This window comes from Pseudomonas sp. 3MA1 (assembly GCF_029237275.1).
Taxonomy (GTDB): domain Bacteria; phylum Pseudomonadota; class Gammaproteobacteria; order Pseudomonadales; family Pseudomonadaceae; genus Aquipseudomonas; species Aquipseudomonas fluorescens_AP.
The window spans coordinates 182,198-200,315 of sequence record NZ_JAACFX010000008.1 but is presented as its reverse complement, the minus strand read 5'-3'; the positions used below and the strand labels follow the sequence as shown (position 1 = coordinate 200,315).

The window sequence follows — 18,118 nt, the reverse complement described above, 5'->3', positions numbered from 1 at the left end:
TGGCGAATGCCGGTTCATAGCGCCTGCGTGCTTATAATGCGCGACGGGATCTGGCTGGAGAGGCGGTATGTTGTTACGCGGTTTGACATGGCTGGTGCTGTTCCAATTGCTCGGCACGGCGCTCAATCACCTGCTGTTGCCCGTGCTGCCCGGCCCCATCATCGGCTTGTTGCTGCTCCTGGTTTTCCTGGTGCTGCGCGGTGAGGTGGGGGAGCCGTTGAGCCAGGCGGCCAGCAGCCTGTTGCGTTACCTGCCGCTGCTGCTGGTGCCGCCTGCGGTGGGCGTGATGGTCTATGCCCGGGATATCGCCGCGGACTTCTGGGCCATCAGTGGCGCGCTGGTGTTGTCGCTGATCATTTCCATGGCCTTTGTCGGCGTGCTGATGCAGCGCCTGGTCAAGCGCCAGGCCCGCCGGGAGGACAGCCAATGACCCTCGATTGGCAAGGTGCCTGGGCGGCCGTGATTCATCATCCCCTGTTCGGCATCGGCATCACCCTGGGGGCCTATCAACTGGTGCTGGCGGCTTTCGAGAAGACTCGCTGGATGTTCCTGCAGCCGGTGCTGGTGTCCATGCTGCTGGTAATCGGTGTGTTGCTCGGCTGCGGCCTGAGCTACGCGGAGTACCGCAAGAGCACCGAGATCCTGAGCATTCTGCTGGGCCCGGCCACGGTGGCCCTGGCGGTGCCGCTGTATCTCAATCTGCGGCGCATTCGCCAATTGTTCTGGCCAATCTTCACTACGCTGGTGGTGGGTGGGGTGCTGGCCACCAGTCTGGGGGTGATCCTGGCAGGGTGGTTTGGCGCCGAGCACATGATCTTGATGACCATGGCGCCCAAGTCGGTGACTTCGCCCATCGCCATGCTGGTGGCCGAACAGATCGGCGGGGTGGCGGCGTTGGCGGCGGTGTTCGTGCTGATCACCGGGGTGATCGGGGCGATCTTCGGCCCGGCCATTCTCGATCGTCTGGGGGTGCATGGTCCCGAGGCGCGGGGCATGGCGCTGGGCATGACCGCCCACGCCGTGGGCACTTCGGTGGCGTTGCAGGAAAGTGAGGAATGCGGCGCCTTTGCGGCGCTGGCGATGAGTCTGATGGGCGTGGCCACGGCGGTGTTGCTGCCGTTGGCGGTGTCTTTGCTGGTTTAAGGATGGGTGTATGAGCCTGGCGCTGTTTCCGCTGAATACCGTGTTGTTCCCCGACTGCATCCTCGATCTGCAGATTTTCGAGGCGCGCTACCTGGACATGATCGGCCGCTGCATGAAGCAGGGCTGCGGTTTCGGCGTGGTGTGCATCCTTGAGGGCGAGGAGGTCGGCCCAGCAGCGCCCGGCTATGCCCTGGTGGGCTGTGAGGCGCTGATCACCGATTTTCACCAGCAGGACAATGGATTGCTGGGCATCAGGGTCAAGGGCGGCCGGCGTTTTCGCGTGCTCAGCAGTGAGGTGCAGAGGGACCAATTGACCGTGGCCCAGGTCCAGTGGCTGCAAGAAGCCAGCGAGCAGCCGCTGCAAGACGAGGACGCCGACCTGATCGCCCTGCTCAAGGCCTTGGCCGAGCATCCGATGGTGGAGGCTCTGGACATGGGCAGCGAGGCCGAGGGGCAATTGTCCCTGGCCAATCAACTGGCCTACCTGCTGCCCTTCTCCGAGCAGGACAAGATCGACCTGCTGCAACTGGATGACCCGCGCCAGCGCCTGGATGCCATCCAGCAATTGCTGGACGAGCTGCAGGGCGAACTGTTCGCCTGAGCCGGCACCTGCACCGGCCGCTGCAGCTGGGGCCCGGATTCATTAATAGGCGTAGCGCAACAGGGCATGGGGCAGGTGTCGGGTGGCCATGAAACCGCACATCAGCAGCATCACCGGCAGCACTATCCACCAGGCCCGGGCCGGCATCGGCTTGAGCGGAGCCTGCCATTGAATCAGGGTCAGGCTGGCGGCGCAGACGCAGGTCGCGAGCATCGCGCCGGCGAGGATGTCGCTGGGCCAGTGAGCCCCCAGGTACACCCGCGACACGGCAATCGAGGCCGCCGGCAGGCAACCCAGCAGTAGCCAGGTCAGGCGCATCCTGGGCGGCTGGCCGCGTCCGGCCAATACCGCCAGGGTCAGGAACAGCGCAAAGGAACCCGAGGCGTGGCCGCTGGGCATGCTGTAGCTGGTGAGCGGGTCGCTCAGGACTTCAGGCCGCAGGCGGGCGAAAAACCATTTGCTGCCGGTATTGGCCAGGGCGGTGCACATCAGGGTCGCCCCGGCGAATACCGCGTGGCGCCATTGCCGCAGGGCCAGAAGCAGCAGGGTCAGCACCACGCTGGTGATGAACATGGCGCGAAACTCGCCGACCTGAGTGATCATCACCATGATCTTGTCCAGGGTCGGGTCCCGGTGTTCCTGCACCAGAGCGATCAACCCCTGGTCGAATGCCGTGAGATAGGGATAGCCGATGAACAGTCCAGCCAGGATCAGCAGGCTGGTGCCGGACATCAGCAGGGTCGCCCGGCGGTGGCGGCGCAGGCTGCTGGTGATGCTCAAACCGATCAACAGCGCCAGGCTGCCGGCGACGACACCGGCTTGTGGCCAGAAACCCTCGGGCAGCGGCAGGCGGATCGCCGCACCGGTGGCCCAGCCCGGCAGCAGGTAAGCCACCGACCAGCCCGCCGCGGCCAGCAGGCTGACGGCCATGAAACGCGGGAAGGGCATGTCGAACATGCCCGCTACCATGGGCAGCATGGGGCGCAGAGGGCCGATGAAACGCCCCACCAACAGACTGGCGATGCCGTAGCGCTGGAAGTAGTTCTCGGCGCCGTTGATCCATTCCGGATGCTGGCGCAGGCCCGGCAGGCGGCGGATGCTCTGATGAAAGTGGCGCCCCAGCAGGTAGGACACCAGGTCCCCGAGCAGGCCGCCAAACAGGCCCAGCAGCAGGGTTTCCCCCAGCGACAGCGCGCCGTTGCCGGCCAGCACGGCAATCGCGAACAGCAGCACCGTGCCCGGGACGATCAGGCCGGCAATGGCCAGGCATTCCACGCAGGCCACGATAAACACGGCGGCGGCCAGCCATTGCGGGTGGGTGGTCAGCCAGGCAGTCACGCTGTCGAGCCATGGGCCCATAAATTCAACTCCATTGTGGTTGGCGGCGGAGCAGCGGATAGCGTTGCTTCAGCCGAGGATCAGGTAGTCGCGCCCTTCGACCTGACCGCGTCGCAGCGGGTTCCGAGTGCAGTAGGGGGCGAAGGCGGCATCGACGAAACGGTACATCAGGTGTTCGTCACGGCCGTGGGGAATGCCCAGGCGCGTGGTCTGGATGATGCGTGGCACAGTGTTGCCGACGTCCTCGACGAACAGCGCTTCATGATCGAAACGTTTTGCATCCCAATTCGGGACTTTGAGGCCCATGGCCTTGCACAGCAGGGTCTGGCCGGCGCAGAGCTTTTGCGCTGGGCGCGGGTGACCGCTGGCGTCCGGGTTGTTCAGTTGCATCTGCGCCAGGCTGGCGGGGCCGGAGAGCGGATCGAGCCAGGGGTAGCCGGACTTGATCAGCACCGCGTTGCCGGGACCCTGGGCGCTGAAGTTCAGCGAGTCGCCGCCGCGGGCGTAGTACATATAGATGTGGCCGCCATCCAGAAACAAAGCCTTACGTTTTTCTGTGTAGCCGAGGGAGGCGTGGCTGCCTTTTTCCTCGCAGTAATAGGCTTCGGTTTCAATAATGCGCGCGGATAACCAGAGTTCGCCGACCTTGTGGCGGATGACCTTGCCCAGTAGTTCACGGGCGAGCAATTGTGCGTCACGGTCGAAAAAGCCGTCAGGCAAGGCTTTGGGCGGCTGCGCGGAGGTTGGGATGGACATGGCGGCGAGGGTGATGGCGAAAAAAGTGACGCAATGGTAACAACTCCAGGCTTAATTCAGGCTGAAGCACGAGTATTTACACTCCATTTCGACCATCCGCCCGTGACCGCTGTCCGTGAACGGGCGCGACAGCTATAATCAGCCGCTTTCCTCTTTGCCAAGACCACACCAGACCATGACTGAGTCCGTTCTTGACTACATGACCCGTTTGGGTCGCGCTGCCCGCCAAGCTTCCCGGGTGATCGCCCGTGCCACCACCGCGCAGAAGAATCGTGCGCTGCTGGCGGCTGCCGATGCGTTGGACGCGGCGCGACCGGAGCTGACCGCAGCCAACGAGCAGGACCTGGCCAACGGCCGGGCCAATGGTCTGGAACCGGCTCTGCTGGATCGTCTGGCGCTGACCCCCGTACGTATCGACGAGATGATCGAAGGCCTGCGTCAGGTGGCTAAGCTGCCTGACCCCATCGGTGAAATCCGCGACATGCGCTACCTGCCTTCGGGCATCCAGGTGGGCAAGATGCGCGTGCCTCTGGGAGTGATCGGCATTATTTATGAGTCCCGTCCGAACGTGACCATCGATGCTGCCAGCCTGTGCCTGAAGTCGGGCAATGCCACCATCCTGCGGGGTGGTTCCGAGGCCATTCATTCCAACCGTGCCATTGCCACCTGCATTCAGCAGGGCCTGGCGGCTGCCGATCTGCCGCCTCACGTGGTGCAAGTGGTGGAAACCACTGATCGCGCTGCTGTGGGCGCGCTGATCACCATGCCCGAGTTTGTCGACGTAATTGTGCCTCGTGGCGGCAAGAGCCTGATCGAGCGAGTCAGCCGTGACGCCAAGGTGCCGGTGATCAAGCATCTGGACGGCGTTTGCCACGTGTATATCGATGTGGCGGCGGACCTGGACAAGGCGATCCGCATTGCCGACAACGCCAAGACCCAGCGCTACGCCCCGTGCAACACCATGGAAACGCTGCTGGTTCATGCCGCCATTGCCGAGCGTGTATTGCCGCCGCTGGCCGCAATCTATCGCGACAAGGGCGTCGAACTGCGCGGCTGCGAGCAAACCCGCGCCATCCTCGGGGCTGATGTGCTGCAAGCCACCGAAGAAGACTGGCGCACCGAGTACACCGCGCCGATCCTTTCGATCCGCGTGCTGGACAACCTGGATCAGGCCATCGAGCACATCAACACCTATGGCTCGCACCATACCGACTCGATCGTCACCGAAAACTTCAGTGATGCCCGGCGCTTCCTCAACGAAGTGGACTCCAGTTCGGTCATGGTCAACGCCTCGACACGGTTTGCCGACGGCTTTGAATACGGCCTGGGCGCGGAGATCGGTATCTCCACCGACAAGCTGCACGCCCGTGGCCCGGTGGGCCTGGAAGGCCTGACCAGCGAGAAATACGTAGTCTTCGGCGACGGTCACGTGCGCACTTGATGGGCAAACGTATCGGTCTGCTGGGCGGCACCTTCGATCCAGTGCATATCGGCCACTTGCGTGGCGCGCTGGAGGTGGCGGAATCCCTGCAACTCGATGAGCTGCGCCTGACCCCCAGTGCCAGGCCGCCGCATCGGGATACACCGCAGGTGTCGGCGCTCGATCGTCTGGCGATGGTCGAATGTGCGGTGGCGGGCGTTTCCCCCCTGGTGGTGGACGACCGCGAGTTGAAGCGGGACAAACCGTCCTACACCATCGACACCCTGGAACAGATGCGGGCCGAGTTGGCCGCGGATGACCAGTTGTTTCTGTTACTGGGCTGGGACGCGTTTTGCGGCCTGCCCACCTGGCATCGTTGGGAAGAACTTCTCCAGCATTGCCACATCCTGGTGCTGCAACGCCCGGATGCCGACAGCGAGCCGCCGGATGCCTTGCGCAACCTGTTGGCGGCGCGCTCGGTGAGCGACCCACTGGCCCTGCAAGGGCCGGGGGGACACATTGCATTCGTCTGGCAGACGCCGCTTGCGGTGTCCGCCACCCAGATCCGTCAACTGCTGGCCAGCGGTAAGTCGGTACGTTTCCTGGTGCCTGACGCGGTCCTGGCCTATATCGATGCTCACGGACTTTACCGTGCGCCGAACTGAAGGAACGCTGCCGGCCTGTGCTGAGCGGCGCTCCAAACATACGAGCTGAACGAGTTTTATATGACTAACCAAGTAATGAAAGGCGAAGATCTGGTCAAGGTGGCTGTCGCCGCGCTGGAAGACGTCAAGGCCCAGGACGTTCTGGTGATCGATGTTCGCGACAAGCAGAGCATCACTGACTACATGATCATCGCCACCGGTACCTCCAACCGCCAGATCGGCGCGATGCTGGAAAAGGTCCGCGAAATGGTCAAGGCCCAGGGCGTGCGCCCGCTGGGTGAAGAAGGCAAGGGCGACAGCGACTGGGTCCTGCTGGACCTGGACGACGTGATCGTGCACATGATGACCGCCTCGGCTCGTCAGTTCTACGACCTGGAGCGTCTGTGGCAGGGCGCCGAGCAGAGCCGCGCGGCCGATGGCAAGCACCACAGCCCGGAGCATGGCCACGAGCACTTCACCAAGCTCAACAAAGACCAGCAATAAGGGACGGTTGTGCGCCTGCGTCTGATCGCTGTCGGTTCACGCATGCCCAAGTGGGTGGAAGAGGGTTGGCACGAATATGCCAAGCGTCTGCCCTCCGAGCTGGCGTTGGAACTGGTGGAAATTCCGCTCAATACCCGCGGCAAGAACGCCGACGTGGCTCGCTTTATCCGTCAGGAAGGCGAGGCCATGCTGGCCAAGGTCGGGCATAACGAGCGCATCGTCACCCTTGAGGTGCATGGCAAGCCCTGGAGCACCGAGCAACTGGCGGTGGAACTGGATCGCTGGCGCCTCGATTCGCGCACCGTGAATTTCATGGTCGGTGGCCCGGAAGGGCTGGCGCCGGAAGTCTGTGCGCGGGCGGATCAGCGCTGGTCGCTGTCGCCGCTGACCCTGCCCCACCCGCTGGTGCGGATTCTCATCGGTGAACAGCTGTATCGCGCCTGGACCGTGCTGTCCGGGCACCCTTATCACAAGTAGCCCGCGCCCCTAATGTCCCAGCCGATCCGTATCAAGGACCACGAAAAAGACGCCCGTCTGGTGCGTGGCCGGGTCGTGTTCGGCGCCATTATGGTGATCTGCCTGATTGGCGTGCTGATTGCCCGGCTGTATTACCTGCAGGTGATCCAGTACGACTATCACTCCACGCTTTCGGAGAACAATCGGGTGCATGTGCAACCGATTCCCCCGACTCGCGGGCTGATTTTCGACCGTAACGGCGTGGTGGTGGCCGATAACCGGCCCAGCTTCAGCCTGAGCATGACCCGCGAGCGTTCCGGCAATTGGCAGCAGGTCCTCGACGTGATCGTCGAGGTCCTGGAGCTGACCCCGGAAGATCGCGTGCTGTTCGAAAAGCGCATGAAGCAGGGACGGCGTCCCTTCGAGCCGGTGCCGATCCTGTTCGAATTGACCGAAGAACAGATCGCCCGAATCGCGGTGAACCAGTTCCGCCTGCCCGGGGTGGAAGTGGTGGCCCAGTTGGTCCGCCATTACCCTCAAGGCGCGCACTTTGCGCATTCCGTGGGCTACATGGGGCGGATCAACGAGAAAGAACTGAAGTCCCTGGACCCGGTGAACTACAGCGGCACCCACCACATCGGCAAGACCGGCATCGAGCGTTTCTACGAGCCGGAGTTGCACGGCCAGGTCGGCTACGAAGAGGTGGAAACCAACGCCCGTGGCCGGGTGCTGCGGGTGCTCAAGCGCACCGATCCGATTCCCGGCAAGGACATTGTCCTGAGCCTGGACATCAAGTTGCAGGAGGCGGCGGAACTGGCTCTGGGCGGGCGCCGTGGTGCGGTGGTAGCGCTGGATCCGAACACCGGTGAAGTGCTGGCAATGGTCAGCCAGCCGAGCTTCGATCCCAACCTGTTCGTCACCGGCATCAGCTTCAAGGCCTATGCCGAGTTGCGTGACTCGATCGACCGGCCACTGTTCAACCGGGTGCTGCGCGGCCTGTATCCACCGGGCTCGACCATCAAGCCGGCGGTAGCCATTGCCGGGCTGGATGCCGGGGTGGTGACGGCCTCGTCCCGCGTCTACGACCCGGGTTACTACCAGTTGCCCAACTACGATCACAAGTACCGTAACTGGAACCGCACCGGTGACGGTTATGTCGACCTGGATACCGCGATCATGCGGTCCAATGACACCTATTTCTACGACCTGGCCCACAAGCTGGGCATCGATCGGCTCTCGGCCTATCTGAGCAAGTTCGGGATCGGCCAGAAAGTCTCCCTGGACATGTTCGAGGAGTCCCCGGGGCTGATGCCGACCCGTGAGTGGAAGCGTGCCACCCGGCGCCAGGCCTGGTTCCCGGGGGAAACCCTGATTCTCGGGATCGGTCAGGGCTACATGCAGTCCACCCCGTTGCAACTGGCCCAGGCCACCGCGCTGGTTGCCAGCAAGGGCAAGTGGAACCGGCCGCACCTGGCCAAGAGCATCGAGGGCGAGAAACCGGTGGACCACAACCCGATGCCGGATATCGTCCTGCGCGACCCGTCGGATTGGCTGAAGGTCAATCACGGCATGCAGCAGGTGATGCACGGTGCCCGGGGCACCGCGCGCAAGGCGGCAATCGGATCGCCATACCGGATTGCCGGCAAGAGTGGTACGGCCCAGGTGGTGGCCATCAAGCAGGGCGAGAAGTACGACCGCTCCAAGGTTCAGGAGCGGCACCGCGACCACGCCCTGTTTGTCGGTTTTGCCCCGGCGGAAAACCCGAAAATCGTGGTCTCGGTCATGGTCGAGAACGGTGAGTCGGGCTCCGGCGTCGCGGCCCCAGTGGTGCGCCAGGTGATGGATGCCTGGCTTCTCGGCCCGGATGGCCAGCTCAAGCCTGAGTTCGCCAGCCCTATCAGCGCGGAGGCTACGGCCCGTGAAGAGTAATTTTGACCGCATCCTCTCCAGTGAGGATGTGATGCGGCGTCGCGCGACGCTGTTGCAGCGCCTGCATATCGACGGCCCGTTGCTGGTGCTGCTGCTGACCCTGGCCGCCGGCAGCCTGTTCGTGCTGTATTCGGCCAGCGGCAAGAGCTGGGATCTTTTGGCCAAGCAGGCCACGTCCTTTGGTATCGGCCTGGTGTCGATGATTGTCATCGCCCAGTTCGAGCCGCGATTCATGGCGCGCTGGGTGCCCCTGGCTTATGTGTTCGGCGTGGTGTTGCTGGTGGTGGTGGACGTCATGGGCCACAACGCCATGGGTGCGACCCGCTGGATCAACATTCCCGGGGTGATCCGCTTCCAGCCGTCGGAGTTCATGAAGATCATCATGCCGGCGACCATCGCCTGGTACCTGTCCAAGCGCACGCTGCCGCCGCATCTCAAGCATGTGGGGATCAGCCTGATCCTGATCGGCATTCCGTTCATCCTGATCGTGCGCCAGCCGGACCTGGGGACGGCCTTGCTGATCCTGGCCGGCGGCACTTTCGTGCTGTTCATGGGCGGCCTGCGCTGGCGCTGGATCCTCAGCGTGCTGGCGGCCGCGGTGCCCGTGGCGATCGCCATGTGGTTCTTCATCATGCATGACTACCAGAAGCAGCGGATTCTCACCTTCCTCGATCCCGAGAGCGATCCTCTGGGCACCGGCTGGAACATCATCCAGTCCAAGGCGGCCATCGGTTCCGGCGGGGTTTTCGGCAAGGGCTGGCTGCTGGGCACCCAGTCGCACCTGGACTTTCTGCCCGAGAGCCACACCGACTTCATCATTGCGGTCATGGGCGAGGAGTTCGGCCTGGTGGGCATCTGTGCGCTGCTGCTGATCTACCTGCTGTTGATCGGGCGCGGGCTGGTGATCACCGCCCAGGCGCAGACGTTGTTCGGCAAGTTGCTCGCGGGCAGCCTGACCATGACGTTTTTTGTTTACGTTTTCGTCAACATCGGTATGGTCAGTGGCTTGTTGCCGGTGGTGGGAGTGCCGTTGCCGTTCATTAGCTACGGAGGAACTTCGCTGGTGACACTACTGTCAGCGTTTGGGGTTTTGATGTCGATCCATACCCATCGCAAGTGGATCGCGCAGGTTTGATTAAGGTGAAGAATTCAATGCAAGCAATGCGTGGCTGGGCCGCTCGGTATGCGCCGTGGGTCGGTCTGGTAAGCATCCTGGGTGCAGCGCAAACCGCGTTCGCCGGTGATTACGAAGGTTCGCCGCAAGTGGCCGAATTCGTTGGCGAAATGACTCGGGACTATGGCTTTGCCGGGGAACAGCTGATGGGCGTGTTCCGCGAGGCCGAGCGCAAGCAGTCGATTCTTGACGCCATTTCCCGGCCCGCCGAGCGGGTCAAGCAGTGGAAGGAATACCGGCCGATGTTCATCACCGATGCGCGCATTGCGCGCGGGGTGGATTTCTGGCGTCAGCACGAGGCGGTCCTGGCCCGCGCCGAGCAGGAATACGGCGTGCCGGCCCAGGTCATAGTGTCGATCATCGGCGTTGAAACCTTTTTCGGCCGCAATACCGGGAATTACCGTGTAATCGACGCATTATCGACCCTTGGGTTCGATTATCCGCCGCGGGCCGAGTTCTTCCGCAAGGAGCTGCGCGAGTTCCTGCTGCTGGCCCGTGAAGAGCAGCTTGATCCGCTGAGTCTCAAGGGGTCCTACGCCGGGGCCATGGGCCTGCCCCAGTTCATGCCCAGCAGTTTCCGCGCCTATGCGGTGGATTTTGACGGTGATGGGCACATCAATATCTGGACCAACCCGGACGATGCCATTGGCAGCGTGGCCAGCTACTTCAAACGCCATGGCTGGGTCGCCGGCGAACCGGTGGTCAGCCGCGCCGATGTGCGTGGTGATCGCGTGGACGAAGGCCTGACCACGGGCATCGAGCCGACCAAGACGGTGGGGGAGTTGCGAGCCCTGGGCTGGTCGAGTCATGATGCGCTGCGCGATGATATGCCGGTCACCGCTTTCCGCCTGGAAGGTGACAATGGCCCGGAATATTGGATGGGCCTGAAGAATTTTTACGCGATCACTCGCTATAACCGCAGCGTGATGTATGCCATGGCCGTACATCAGTTGTCTGAACAGCTGGTCCAAGCACGGGGCGTCAAGTAATGCTGGCAATGCCAATCCGCAAACCCCTGAAGCTGCTGGCTTTTGCCGCGTTGTCCTTGCTGATGGTCAGTTGCTCGACGAGCCGCTCGCCGCAGCAGAAATCTTCGAATGCCGTGCGTTCCATGCCGGGGCTGGACGTCAACCGTGCCCACAAGGATGGCGCGCCCTGGTGGGATGTCGACGTTTCGCGGATCCCCGATGCGACTCCGACCCTGCATACCGGCCCGTACAAGGCCAATCCGTACACGGTACTGGGCAAGACCTACTTCCCGATCCAGGAGTCGAAGAACTACGTGGCTTCCGGCACGGCCTCCTGGTACGGCACCAAGTTCCATGGCCAGAACACTGCCAATGGCGAGGTCTATGACCTGTACGGCATGAGCGCCGCGCACAAGACCCTGCCATTGCCCAGTTACGTCAAGGTCACCAACCTGGACAACAACCGCAGCGTGATCCTGCGGGTCAACGACCGCGGTCCGTTCTATTCCGACCGGATCATCGACCTGTCCTACGCGGCGGCGAAGAAACTCGGCTATGCCGAAACCGGCACTGCCCGGGTCAAGGTCGAGGGCATCGATCCGCAGCAATGGTGGGCCCAGCGTGGCCGTCCGGCGCCGTTGATGCTCAACGAGCCGCAAGTGGCGCAAAATAGCGCGCCGGTGGTTACCGCCTCGACCGGCACTGTCGAACAATGGACGCCGCCGCCTCAGCAGCACGCCGCTGCGGTGGTCCCGGTACAAGTGAAGAACACCGCTCCAGCAGGCTCCGGGCAGTATCTGCAGGTGGGCGCCTTCGCCAACCCGGACGCTGCCGAGCTGTTGCGGTCGAAATTGAGCAGCATGGTGAGCGCCCCGGTGTTCATCAGCTCGATCGTGCGCAACCAGCAGACCCTGCATCGGGTCCGCCTGGGGCCGTTCGGCACGCCGGGTGAGGCCCAGCAAGCGCAGAACAGCGTGCGCTTGGCTAACCTGGGGCAGCCCAGCGTGGTCACTGCCGAGTAAGAACATTGAAGATTGAAGGTCCGCTCGCGGTATTGGGGGGCGGACCCTGGTTGTTGGCTCGTCGAACAACAAAAGCCCGGCAAGGGTCAGTGAGTGAACAACTGAATACGCGACAGCCCTTTAGAAGGCTGTCTGAAATAGTTTTGCCCTCCCGGGCAAGTTTCCATTAGCAACTTCGAGAGACGGATGAACATCACCACCTTTGCCAAACGCCTGTGCCTGCTTGTCCCGCTGATCATCACGCCCGCCGCCTGGGCGGTCGAAGCGATGCCGTCGCCACCGCAACTGGCCGCCAAATCCTATGTGCTCATGGACGCCAGCAGCGGTAACGTGCTGGTGGAGAACAATGGTGACCAGCGCCTGCCTCCGGCCAGCCTGACCAAGCTGATGACCGCCTACATCGCGACCCTGGAAATCCGTCGCGGTCAGATCGGCGAGAACGATCCGGTGACCGTCAGCGAGAACGCCTGGCGTACCGGCGGTTCGCGGATGTTCATCAAGGTGGGATCGCAGGTGACCGTCAGCGATCTGCTGCACGGGATCATCATCCAGTCGGGTAACGACGCCAGCGTCGCGGTTTCCGAGCACATCGCCGGCAGCGAAGACGCCTTCGCCGACATGATGAACAAGACCGCGGCCGACCTGGGCATGAGCAACAGCCACTTCATGAACCCTACCGGTCTGCCGAATCCCGAGCACTATTCGTCGGCTCACGACATGGCGGTGCTGGCGCGGGCGATCATCCACGAAGACCCGGCTCACTACGCCATCTACTCGCAGAAAGAGTTCTTCTGGAACGGTATCAAGCAACCCAACCGTAACCTCTTGCTGTGGCGCGACAAGACCGTCGACGGTCTGAAAACCGGTCACACTGACGAGGCCGGCTATTGCATGGTGTCCTCGGCCGTGCGTGATGGCATGCGTCTGATCGCCGTGGTTTTCGGCACCAACAGCGAACAGGCTCGCGCCGCCGAAACCCAGAAGCTGCTGACCTATGGCTTCCGCTTCTTCGAAACCCAGACCTTCTACCAGAAGGGCACCGAACTGGCCCAGGCCCAGGTCTGGAAGGGCACCACTCATCAAGTCAAGGCCGGTCTGGCCGAAGATCTGACCATGACCATGCCTAAAGGCCAGCTGAAGAAACTCGCTGCCAGCATGACCATGAACCCGCAACTGGTTGCGCCGATCGCCAAGGGCGACGTGATTGGTAAAGTCGAAGTGAAGCTGGACGATAAGGTGGTGCACAGCGCCGACCTGATCGCTCTGGAAGCGGTCGACGAAGGTGGTATCTTCCGCCGCATGTGGGATAGCATCCGCCTATTCTTCTACGGTTTGTTCAACTGATATTGTCGACCTGCGTGGCCCTCGCTCCGAAGTGGAGTGGGGGTCATGTCCGTCGCCACGGCTTACGAGGCCGTTACTGCCATGACAGACACTGACGTTAAGTCGCACAAGATTGAATTTCCCGTCGATGACTATCCGATCAAGGTGATCGGTGACACGGTTGTCGGCTTCAAGGACACCGTGATCGAGATCCTTGCCAAGTACGCCACCCTGGACATCAAGTCCCTGGCCGAGCGTCAGAGCAGCAACGGCAAGTACACCACGGTACAACTGCACATCACCGCCACCGGCGAAGACCAACTGCGTGATATCAATAGTGCCCTGCGTGCTACCGGTGTCGTCCACATGGTGCTGTGATGCCGCAAACGCTGGGCTTTCGTGAGCTTGGCCTGATGGCCTACGAGCCGGTCTGGCAGGCCATGCAGCGCTTTACCAACGAACGCGGCACCAGCGCACCGGACGAAGTCTGGCTGGTGCAGCATCCCCCGGTCTTCACCCAGGGCCAGGCGGGCAAGGCCGAGCATCTGTTGCTGCCGGGAGATATTCCGGTGGTGCAGGCGGATCGGGGCGGACAGGTGACTTATCACGGTCCGGGCCAGCTGGTGGCCTACTTGCTGCTGGATGTACGCAGGCTGGGTTTCGGTGTGCGTGATCTGGTCAGCCGCATGGAGCAATGCCTGGTGGAGTTGTTGGCCAGCTATGGCGTGCCGGCGGCGGCCAAGCCCGATGCACCGGGGGTCTACGTCGACGGGGCGAAAATTGCCTCGTTGGGCCTGCGCATCCGCCACGGATGCTCCTTTCACGGCCTGGCCTTGAACGTGGACATGGATTTGCAGCCGTTTCGACGGATTAACCCCTGTGGTTATGCCGGGTTGGCGATGACCCAACTGAGCGACCATGCAGGGCCGATTGAATTTGCCGAGGTAAGTGCCCGGCTGCGCGCGCAGCTCGTCAAACACCTCGACTATGCTGAGCAGACGACCCTAACGGGCGGAATCGACTGATATGACTACTGCGCAAGACGCTGTTGAAACCCTGATCCCGACGCTGGATGTTTCCGAGCGGGCGGCCCGTCCGAAAGTTGAAACCGGCGTCAAATTGCGCGGTGCGGAGAAGGTCGCGCGCATTCCGGTGAAGATCATTCCGACCACCGAGTTGCCGAAGAAGCCGGACTGGATCCGTGTGCGCATCCCGGTCTCCCCGGAGGTTGACCGGATCAAGCAACTGCTGCGCAAGCACAAGTTGCACAGCGTCTGCGAAGAAGCATCCTGCCCGAACCTGGGCGAATGTTTCTCCGGCGGTACTGCGACCTTCATGATCATGGGCGACATCTGCACCCGTCGCTGCCCGTTCTGTGACGTTGGCCACGGCCGTCCAAAGCCGTTGGATGTCGATGAGCCGATGAACCTGGCGGTGGCCATCGCCGATCTGCGCCTGAAGTACGTGGTGATCACCTCGGTGGACCGCGATGACCTGCGTGACGGCGGTGCCCAGCACTTTGCCGACTGCATTCGCGAGATTCGCAAGCTGTCGCCGAACGTGCAGCTGGAAACCCTGGTTCCCGACTATCGCGGTCGCATGGACGTCGCCCTGGAAATCACCGCCGCCACGCCGCCGGATGTGTTCAACCACAACCTGGAAACCGTGCCACGCCTGTACAAGGCGGCGCGTCCAGGCTCGGACTACCAGTGGTCGCTGACCCTGCTGCAGAAGTTCAAGCAACTGGTGCCCCATGTACCGACCAAGTCCGGCCTGATGCTGGGCCTGGGCGAAACCGATGACGAAGTCATCGAAGTCATGAAGCGCATGCGCGAGCACGACATCGACATGCTGACCCTCGGCCAGTACCTGCAGCCGTCGCGCAACCACCTGCCGGTTCAACGCTTCGTGCACCCGGACACCTTCGCCTGGTTTGCCGAGGAAGGTTACAAGATGGGCTTCAAGAACGTCGCTTCCGGTCCGCTGGTACGTTCCTCGTATCACGCCGATGAACAAGCGAAGCTGGCCAAGGAAGGCCTGGTTTCCTGATCGCCCCGCCCGCAAGGTTCAGGCCTTGCGGGCAACTTTGCCGCTGTTGGGCGCGCCCTCTGCCTTGCGTCTCCGTTGTATTCTCCGTGGTTGATTTCCCCTCTTCTGTTTAGTGGCATTCATGGCTACTGTGCTGGGGTGAATTCACACAGGGAGAATCTGCATGCCCATCCAACCCACTGCTGCCCTTCATGCTCATCTGCCGGTGCCGGCATTGTCGGCGGAAGGCGTCATTGGCCTTATCGCCCCCGCAGGTCCCGCAGCGCTGGATGCCGAAAAAGCCTGCCAATGGATGCGTTCCCGGGGCTATACGCTGCGGATCTTTCCTGGTGTGGGTCAACAGGAGGGTTACCTGGCAGGCAGTGATCAGGTCCGTCTCGACGACTTGCACGAGGCTTTTTCCGATAGCGAGATCGACGCCATTGTCTGTCTGCGTGGGGGCTATGGCAGTCCGCGCTTGCTGGACAAGATCGACTTCGAGCTGTTGCGACGCCATCCCAAGCCATTTGTCGGCTACAGCGACATCACCGCCCTGCACCTGGCGATCAATCTTTATGCGGGCTTTGTCAGCTTTCATGGACCGATGCTCAATGCCGACCTGCTGGGCGGCAAGCAGGCGCCCACCGAGGCGTCGTTTTTCAACATGCTCAGAGGGCAGGTCAAGAGCGGCAGCCTGCTCCCCCATCCGGTAGCCTTTCCCTTGACCACGGTGGAGCCGGGTATCGCCCAAGGGCCACTGGTGGGCGGCAATCTGTCGATGATTGCCAGTACCTTGGGCACGCCTTACGAAATCAATACCGGCGGCATCATTCTGTTTATCGAAGACGTCAACGAGCCGCTGTACCGCATCGACCGCTTGCTCAATCACCTGCGCCTGGCCGGCAAGCTGGAGGGGCTGCGCGGGGTTTTGGTCGGGGATGTGGCCGGTGTGGATTTCACCGCGTTGTGCGCGTTGCTCAAGCAGGTCTTTGAGCCCTTGCGGATTCCGGTGCTGGCGGGATGGCGCAGTGGTCATTGCGATCCGAACCTGACCTTGCCGATGGGCGCGCAGGTCAAGCTGGATGCAGGGGCCAGGGAGTTGACCCTGGCTCAGGACGTGGTGTTCAGGTGAGGGGCGTGCGAAGGAGCCGGCTCCTTCGCTAATGCTTGCCTAGCGGTTGCGCAGGCTTTCCAGCAGCTTGTGGCTTGGGTAGCCATCTGCGGGCCAGCCCAATGCCTGCTGAGCACTGCGAATGGCCTTGCGGGTATTGGCGCCGATGATGCCGTCGGGGGTGCCGGCGTCATATTGGTGGGTGCTGAGCAGGGTCTGCAATTCGATGCGTTCGGAGCGACTCAGGGGCAGATCGTCCTTGGGCCAACTGCCATTGATCTGGCCGGCGCCGCCAAACCGCTCGGACAGCAGATTGACTGCCAGGGCGTAGGACGATGAGTTGTTGTATTTGAGCACTGCCCGGAAGTTATCCAGAATCAGGAACGCCGGCCCTCGGTAACCCGCAGGCAACAGCAATGAAGCGGACAATTGCTCGGAGCCGTATGGCAGTGCCTTGCCGCTGCTCGGGGTCATGCCCAGGCTTAGCCACTCGGCCACGGTCTTGCGGGTCGAAGCGTCGGCCAGGGCGTAGTCGAAGCCGCTCTTGAGCTGGACCTCAATGCCCCAGGGCTGGCCTTTTTGCCAGCCAGAGCTCTGCAGGTAATGGGCGGTGGAGGCCAGAGCGTCGGCCGGGCTGTTCCAGATATCCCGGCGACCGTCGCCGTCGAAGTCCACGGCATGGGTGTTGTAGGTGGTGGGAATGAACTGGGTCTGGCCCATGGCGCCGGCCCAGGAACCGAGCATCTTCTCGGGCTGGATGTCGCCGTGCTGGATGATCTGCAAGGCGGCAATCAACTGGCTGTTGGCGAAGGCCGGGCGCCGTCCTTCATAAGCCAGGGTGGCCAGGGAGCGGATCACCGACTTGTTGCCTTGGAAGTCGCCGAAATTGCTCTCCATGCCCCAGACCGCTACCAATGCCTGGCGATCCACACCATAGCGCTGCTCGATGCGTTGCAGGATGTCGCTGTACTGGAGCAGCAGCGCCTGACCCTTGCGTACCCTGACCGGAGACAGGGCCCCATCCAGGTATTCCCAGACCGGACGGGTGAACTCTGGCTGGCTGCGGTCAGCCTTGATCACGCTCATGTCCGGGGTGACACCGGCGAAGGCCCGGTCGAAGACGTCGGCGCGAATTCCGGCGTTCAGGGCTTCGGTACGGAATGCGTTCAGCCATTCATCGAAGGTCTGTGCGGGCTGGATGTCCAGATTGTCGGCGGTCAGTGGGGCGACAGTAGCGGGTGCGGCGAGGGGGGCTGCCTGGAGGGTGGGCAGTGGCTGGGCGTCGGCGGCGGTGGGTTGTTCCGCGCAGGCGACTAGCAGAACGAAGCTGGAGGCAGCGATCAGTTGGCGCATGTGCCAACGACGGGAAAGACAAAAGGGCATGCACAGGTCCAGAGAGAATAACTATCAGGTGCAGACCTTATCATGCCGACGGGGTTCAGGGCTTCAGGCGGCCAGAAAGTAAGAAGCCTCCCAGCTTTTAGACTGGAAGGCTTCGCGGCGGTAGCTGCCTTTGCCCTTGGCCGGGCGTTCCTGGCGGCTGCGGAACAGTGGCTGGGCGACAATGGATTTGGCCTTGTTGGGGCCATGCTTGGATGGCTTGCTCATGGTCTCTACTCGCTGTTTGGGGGGAGAGGTTGCGGCGCGAATCATCGGCCAGAGTGGGGCGGCTGTCCAGCACTCTGGAGCAGGAAGATGCCA

At 62.5% G+C, this 18,118-nt stretch carries 19 protein-coding genes and 1 pseudogene; 16 read left to right on the top strand and 4 right to left on the bottom strand.

The genetic code is table 11. From position 1 onward, the window contains the following. The first annotated feature begins 67 nt into the window (after positions 1–67). From GWQ44_RS21625 to GWQ44_RS21615, 3 genes are read left to right on the top strand one after another with little or no spacing between them, the layout of a single operon-like run. Complete coding sequence (locus GWQ44_RS21625) at positions 68–430, top strand: CidA/LrgA family protein (RefSeq protein ID WP_092309633.1); 363 nt, start codon at positions 68–70, stop codon at positions 428–430. Then, positions 427–1,143 (top strand): LrgB family protein, encoded by a 717-nt coding sequence (locus GWQ44_RS21620; protein WP_016966100.1) that lies wholly within the window; start codon positions 427–429, stop codon positions 1,141–1,143. The genes GWQ44_RS21625 and GWQ44_RS21620 overlap by 4 nt, the downstream gene beginning before the upstream one ends. Before the next feature lie 10 nt (positions 1,144–1,153). Continuing rightward, a complete protein-coding gene (locus GWQ44_RS21615; RefSeq protein WP_179599592.1) occupies positions 1,154–1,744 on the top strand; it encodes an LON peptidase substrate-binding domain-containing protein in 591 nt (196 codons plus the stop codon). A gap of 42 nt (positions 1,745–1,786) precedes the next feature. On the opposite strand, the gene GWQ44_RS21610 is transcribed toward GWQ44_RS21615, so the two are convergent. Together GWQ44_RS21610 and GWQ44_RS21605 are read right to left on the bottom strand one after the other, a co-directional pair. Next, complete coding sequence (locus GWQ44_RS21610; RefSeq protein WP_275928245.1) at positions 1,787–3,103, bottom strand: bifunctional DedA family/phosphatase PAP2 family protein; 1,317 nt, start codon at positions 3,101–3,103, stop codon at positions 1,787–1,789. A 48-nt stretch (positions 3,104–3,151) separates the two neighbouring features. Then, entirely contained in the window at positions 3,152–3,838 is a 687-nt protein-coding gene (locus GWQ44_RS21605; RefSeq protein ID WP_047306232.1) for a DNA-3-methyladenine glycosylase, read from the bottom strand. A gap of 175 nt (positions 3,839–4,013) precedes the next feature. Between GWQ44_RS21605 and GWQ44_RS21600 the strand changes: the two genes are divergently transcribed. The 13 genes and pseudogenes from GWQ44_RS21600 to GWQ44_RS21540 all read left to right on the top strand — a co-directional run bounded on the left by GWQ44_RS21600 (position 4,014) and on the right by GWQ44_RS21540 (position 16,438). Beyond that, on the top strand, positions 4,014–5,279 hold the full coding sequence (locus GWQ44_RS21600; protein WP_016964520.1) for a glutamate-5-semialdehyde dehydrogenase: 1,266 nt from the start codon (positions 4,014–4,016) through the stop codon (positions 5,277–5,279). Then, positions 5,279–5,923 (top strand): nicotinate-nucleotide adenylyltransferase, encoded by a 645-nt coding sequence (gene nadD / locus GWQ44_RS21595; protein ID WP_016964519.1) that lies wholly within the window; start codon positions 5,279–5,281, stop codon positions 5,921–5,923. The genes GWQ44_RS21600 and nadD overlap by 1 nt, the downstream gene beginning before the upstream one ends. A 78-nt stretch (positions 5,924–6,001) precedes the next feature. Further along, positions 6,002–6,406, top strand: a pseudogene (rsfS, locus tag GWQ44_RS21590) (ribosome silencing factor); the annotation flags it as partial. Positions 6,407–6,415: 9 nt separating this feature from the next. Then, the gene (gene rlmH / locus GWQ44_RS21585) at positions 6,416–6,883 is read left to right on the top strand and encodes a 23S rRNA (pseudouridine(1915)-N(3))-methyltransferase RlmH (protein WP_011063671.1); all 468 of its coding nucleotides are present in this window, start codon (positions 6,416–6,418) and stop codon (positions 6,881–6,883) included. Between the two features lie 12 nt (positions 6,884–6,895). Continuing rightward, the gene (gene mrdA / locus GWQ44_RS21580) at positions 6,896–8,791 is read left to right on the top strand and encodes a penicillin-binding protein 2 (protein WP_016964518.1); all 1,896 of its coding nucleotides are present in this window, start codon (positions 6,896–6,898) and stop codon (positions 8,789–8,791) included. Between the two features lie 31 nt (positions 8,792–8,822). Continuing rightward, entirely contained in the window at positions 8,823–9,926 is a 1,104-nt protein-coding gene (gene rodA / locus GWQ44_RS21575; protein WP_047306242.1) for a rod shape-determining protein RodA, read from the top strand. 17 nt (positions 9,927–9,943) lie between these two features. Next, positions 9,944–10,954: a lytic murein transglycosylase B gene (mltB, locus tag GWQ44_RS21570; RefSeq protein ID WP_016964516.1), complete on the top strand. Its 1,011-nt coding sequence runs from the start codon at positions 9,944–9,946 to the stop codon at positions 10,952–10,954. Continuing rightward, entirely contained in the window at positions 10,954–11,955 is a 1,002-nt protein-coding gene (locus GWQ44_RS21565; protein ID WP_275928244.1) for a septal ring lytic transglycosylase RlpA family protein, read from the top strand. Before mltB ends, GWQ44_RS21565 begins: the two co-directional genes overlap by 1 nt. Positions 11,956–12,141: 186 nt before the next feature. Then, positions 12,142–13,299, top strand: a complete 1,158-nt coding sequence (locus tag GWQ44_RS21560; RefSeq protein ID WP_047289459.1) for a D-alanyl-D-alanine carboxypeptidase family protein — start codon at positions 12,142–12,144, stop codon at positions 13,297–13,299. Between the two features lie 81 nt (positions 13,300–13,380). Next, positions 13,381–13,656 (top strand): DUF493 domain-containing protein, encoded by a 276-nt coding sequence (locus tag GWQ44_RS21555; protein WP_025129297.1) that lies wholly within the window; start codon positions 13,381–13,383, stop codon positions 13,654–13,656. Then, positions 13,656–14,303, top strand: coding sequence for a lipoyl(octanoyl) transferase LipB (gene lipB / locus GWQ44_RS21550; RefSeq protein ID WP_047306229.1), 648 nt, complete (start codon positions 13,656–13,658; stop codon positions 14,301–14,303). Before GWQ44_RS21555 ends, lipB begins: the two co-directional genes overlap by 1 nt. A gap of 1 nt (position 14,304) precedes the next feature. Next, positions 14,305–15,327 carry a lipoyl synthase gene (gene lipA, locus GWQ44_RS21545; RefSeq protein ID WP_016964512.1) on the top strand — a complete coding sequence of 341 codons (1,023 nt, stop codon included), beginning with the start codon at positions 14,305–14,307 and terminating at the stop codon, positions 15,325–15,327. Between the two features lie 163 nt (positions 15,328–15,490). Continuing rightward, positions 15,491–16,438, top strand: a complete 948-nt coding sequence (locus GWQ44_RS21540; RefSeq protein ID WP_016964511.1) for an LD-carboxypeptidase — start codon at positions 15,491–15,493, stop codon at positions 16,436–16,438. Between the two features lie 39 nt (positions 16,439–16,477). On the opposite strand, the gene GWQ44_RS21535 is transcribed toward GWQ44_RS21540, so the two are convergent. Then, positions 16,478–17,800 carry a lytic murein transglycosylase gene (locus GWQ44_RS21535; protein ID WP_275928243.1) on the bottom strand — a complete coding sequence of 441 codons (1,323 nt, stop codon included), beginning with the start codon at positions 17,798–17,800 and terminating at the stop codon, positions 16,478–16,480. 63 nt (positions 17,801–17,863) lie between these two features. Next, positions 17,864–18,025, bottom strand: a complete 162-nt coding sequence (gene arfA / locus GWQ44_RS21530) for an alternative ribosome rescue factor ArfA (protein ID WP_015637164.1) — start codon at positions 18,023–18,025, stop codon at positions 17,864–17,866. Positions 18,026–18,118: the final 93 nt, after the last annotated feature.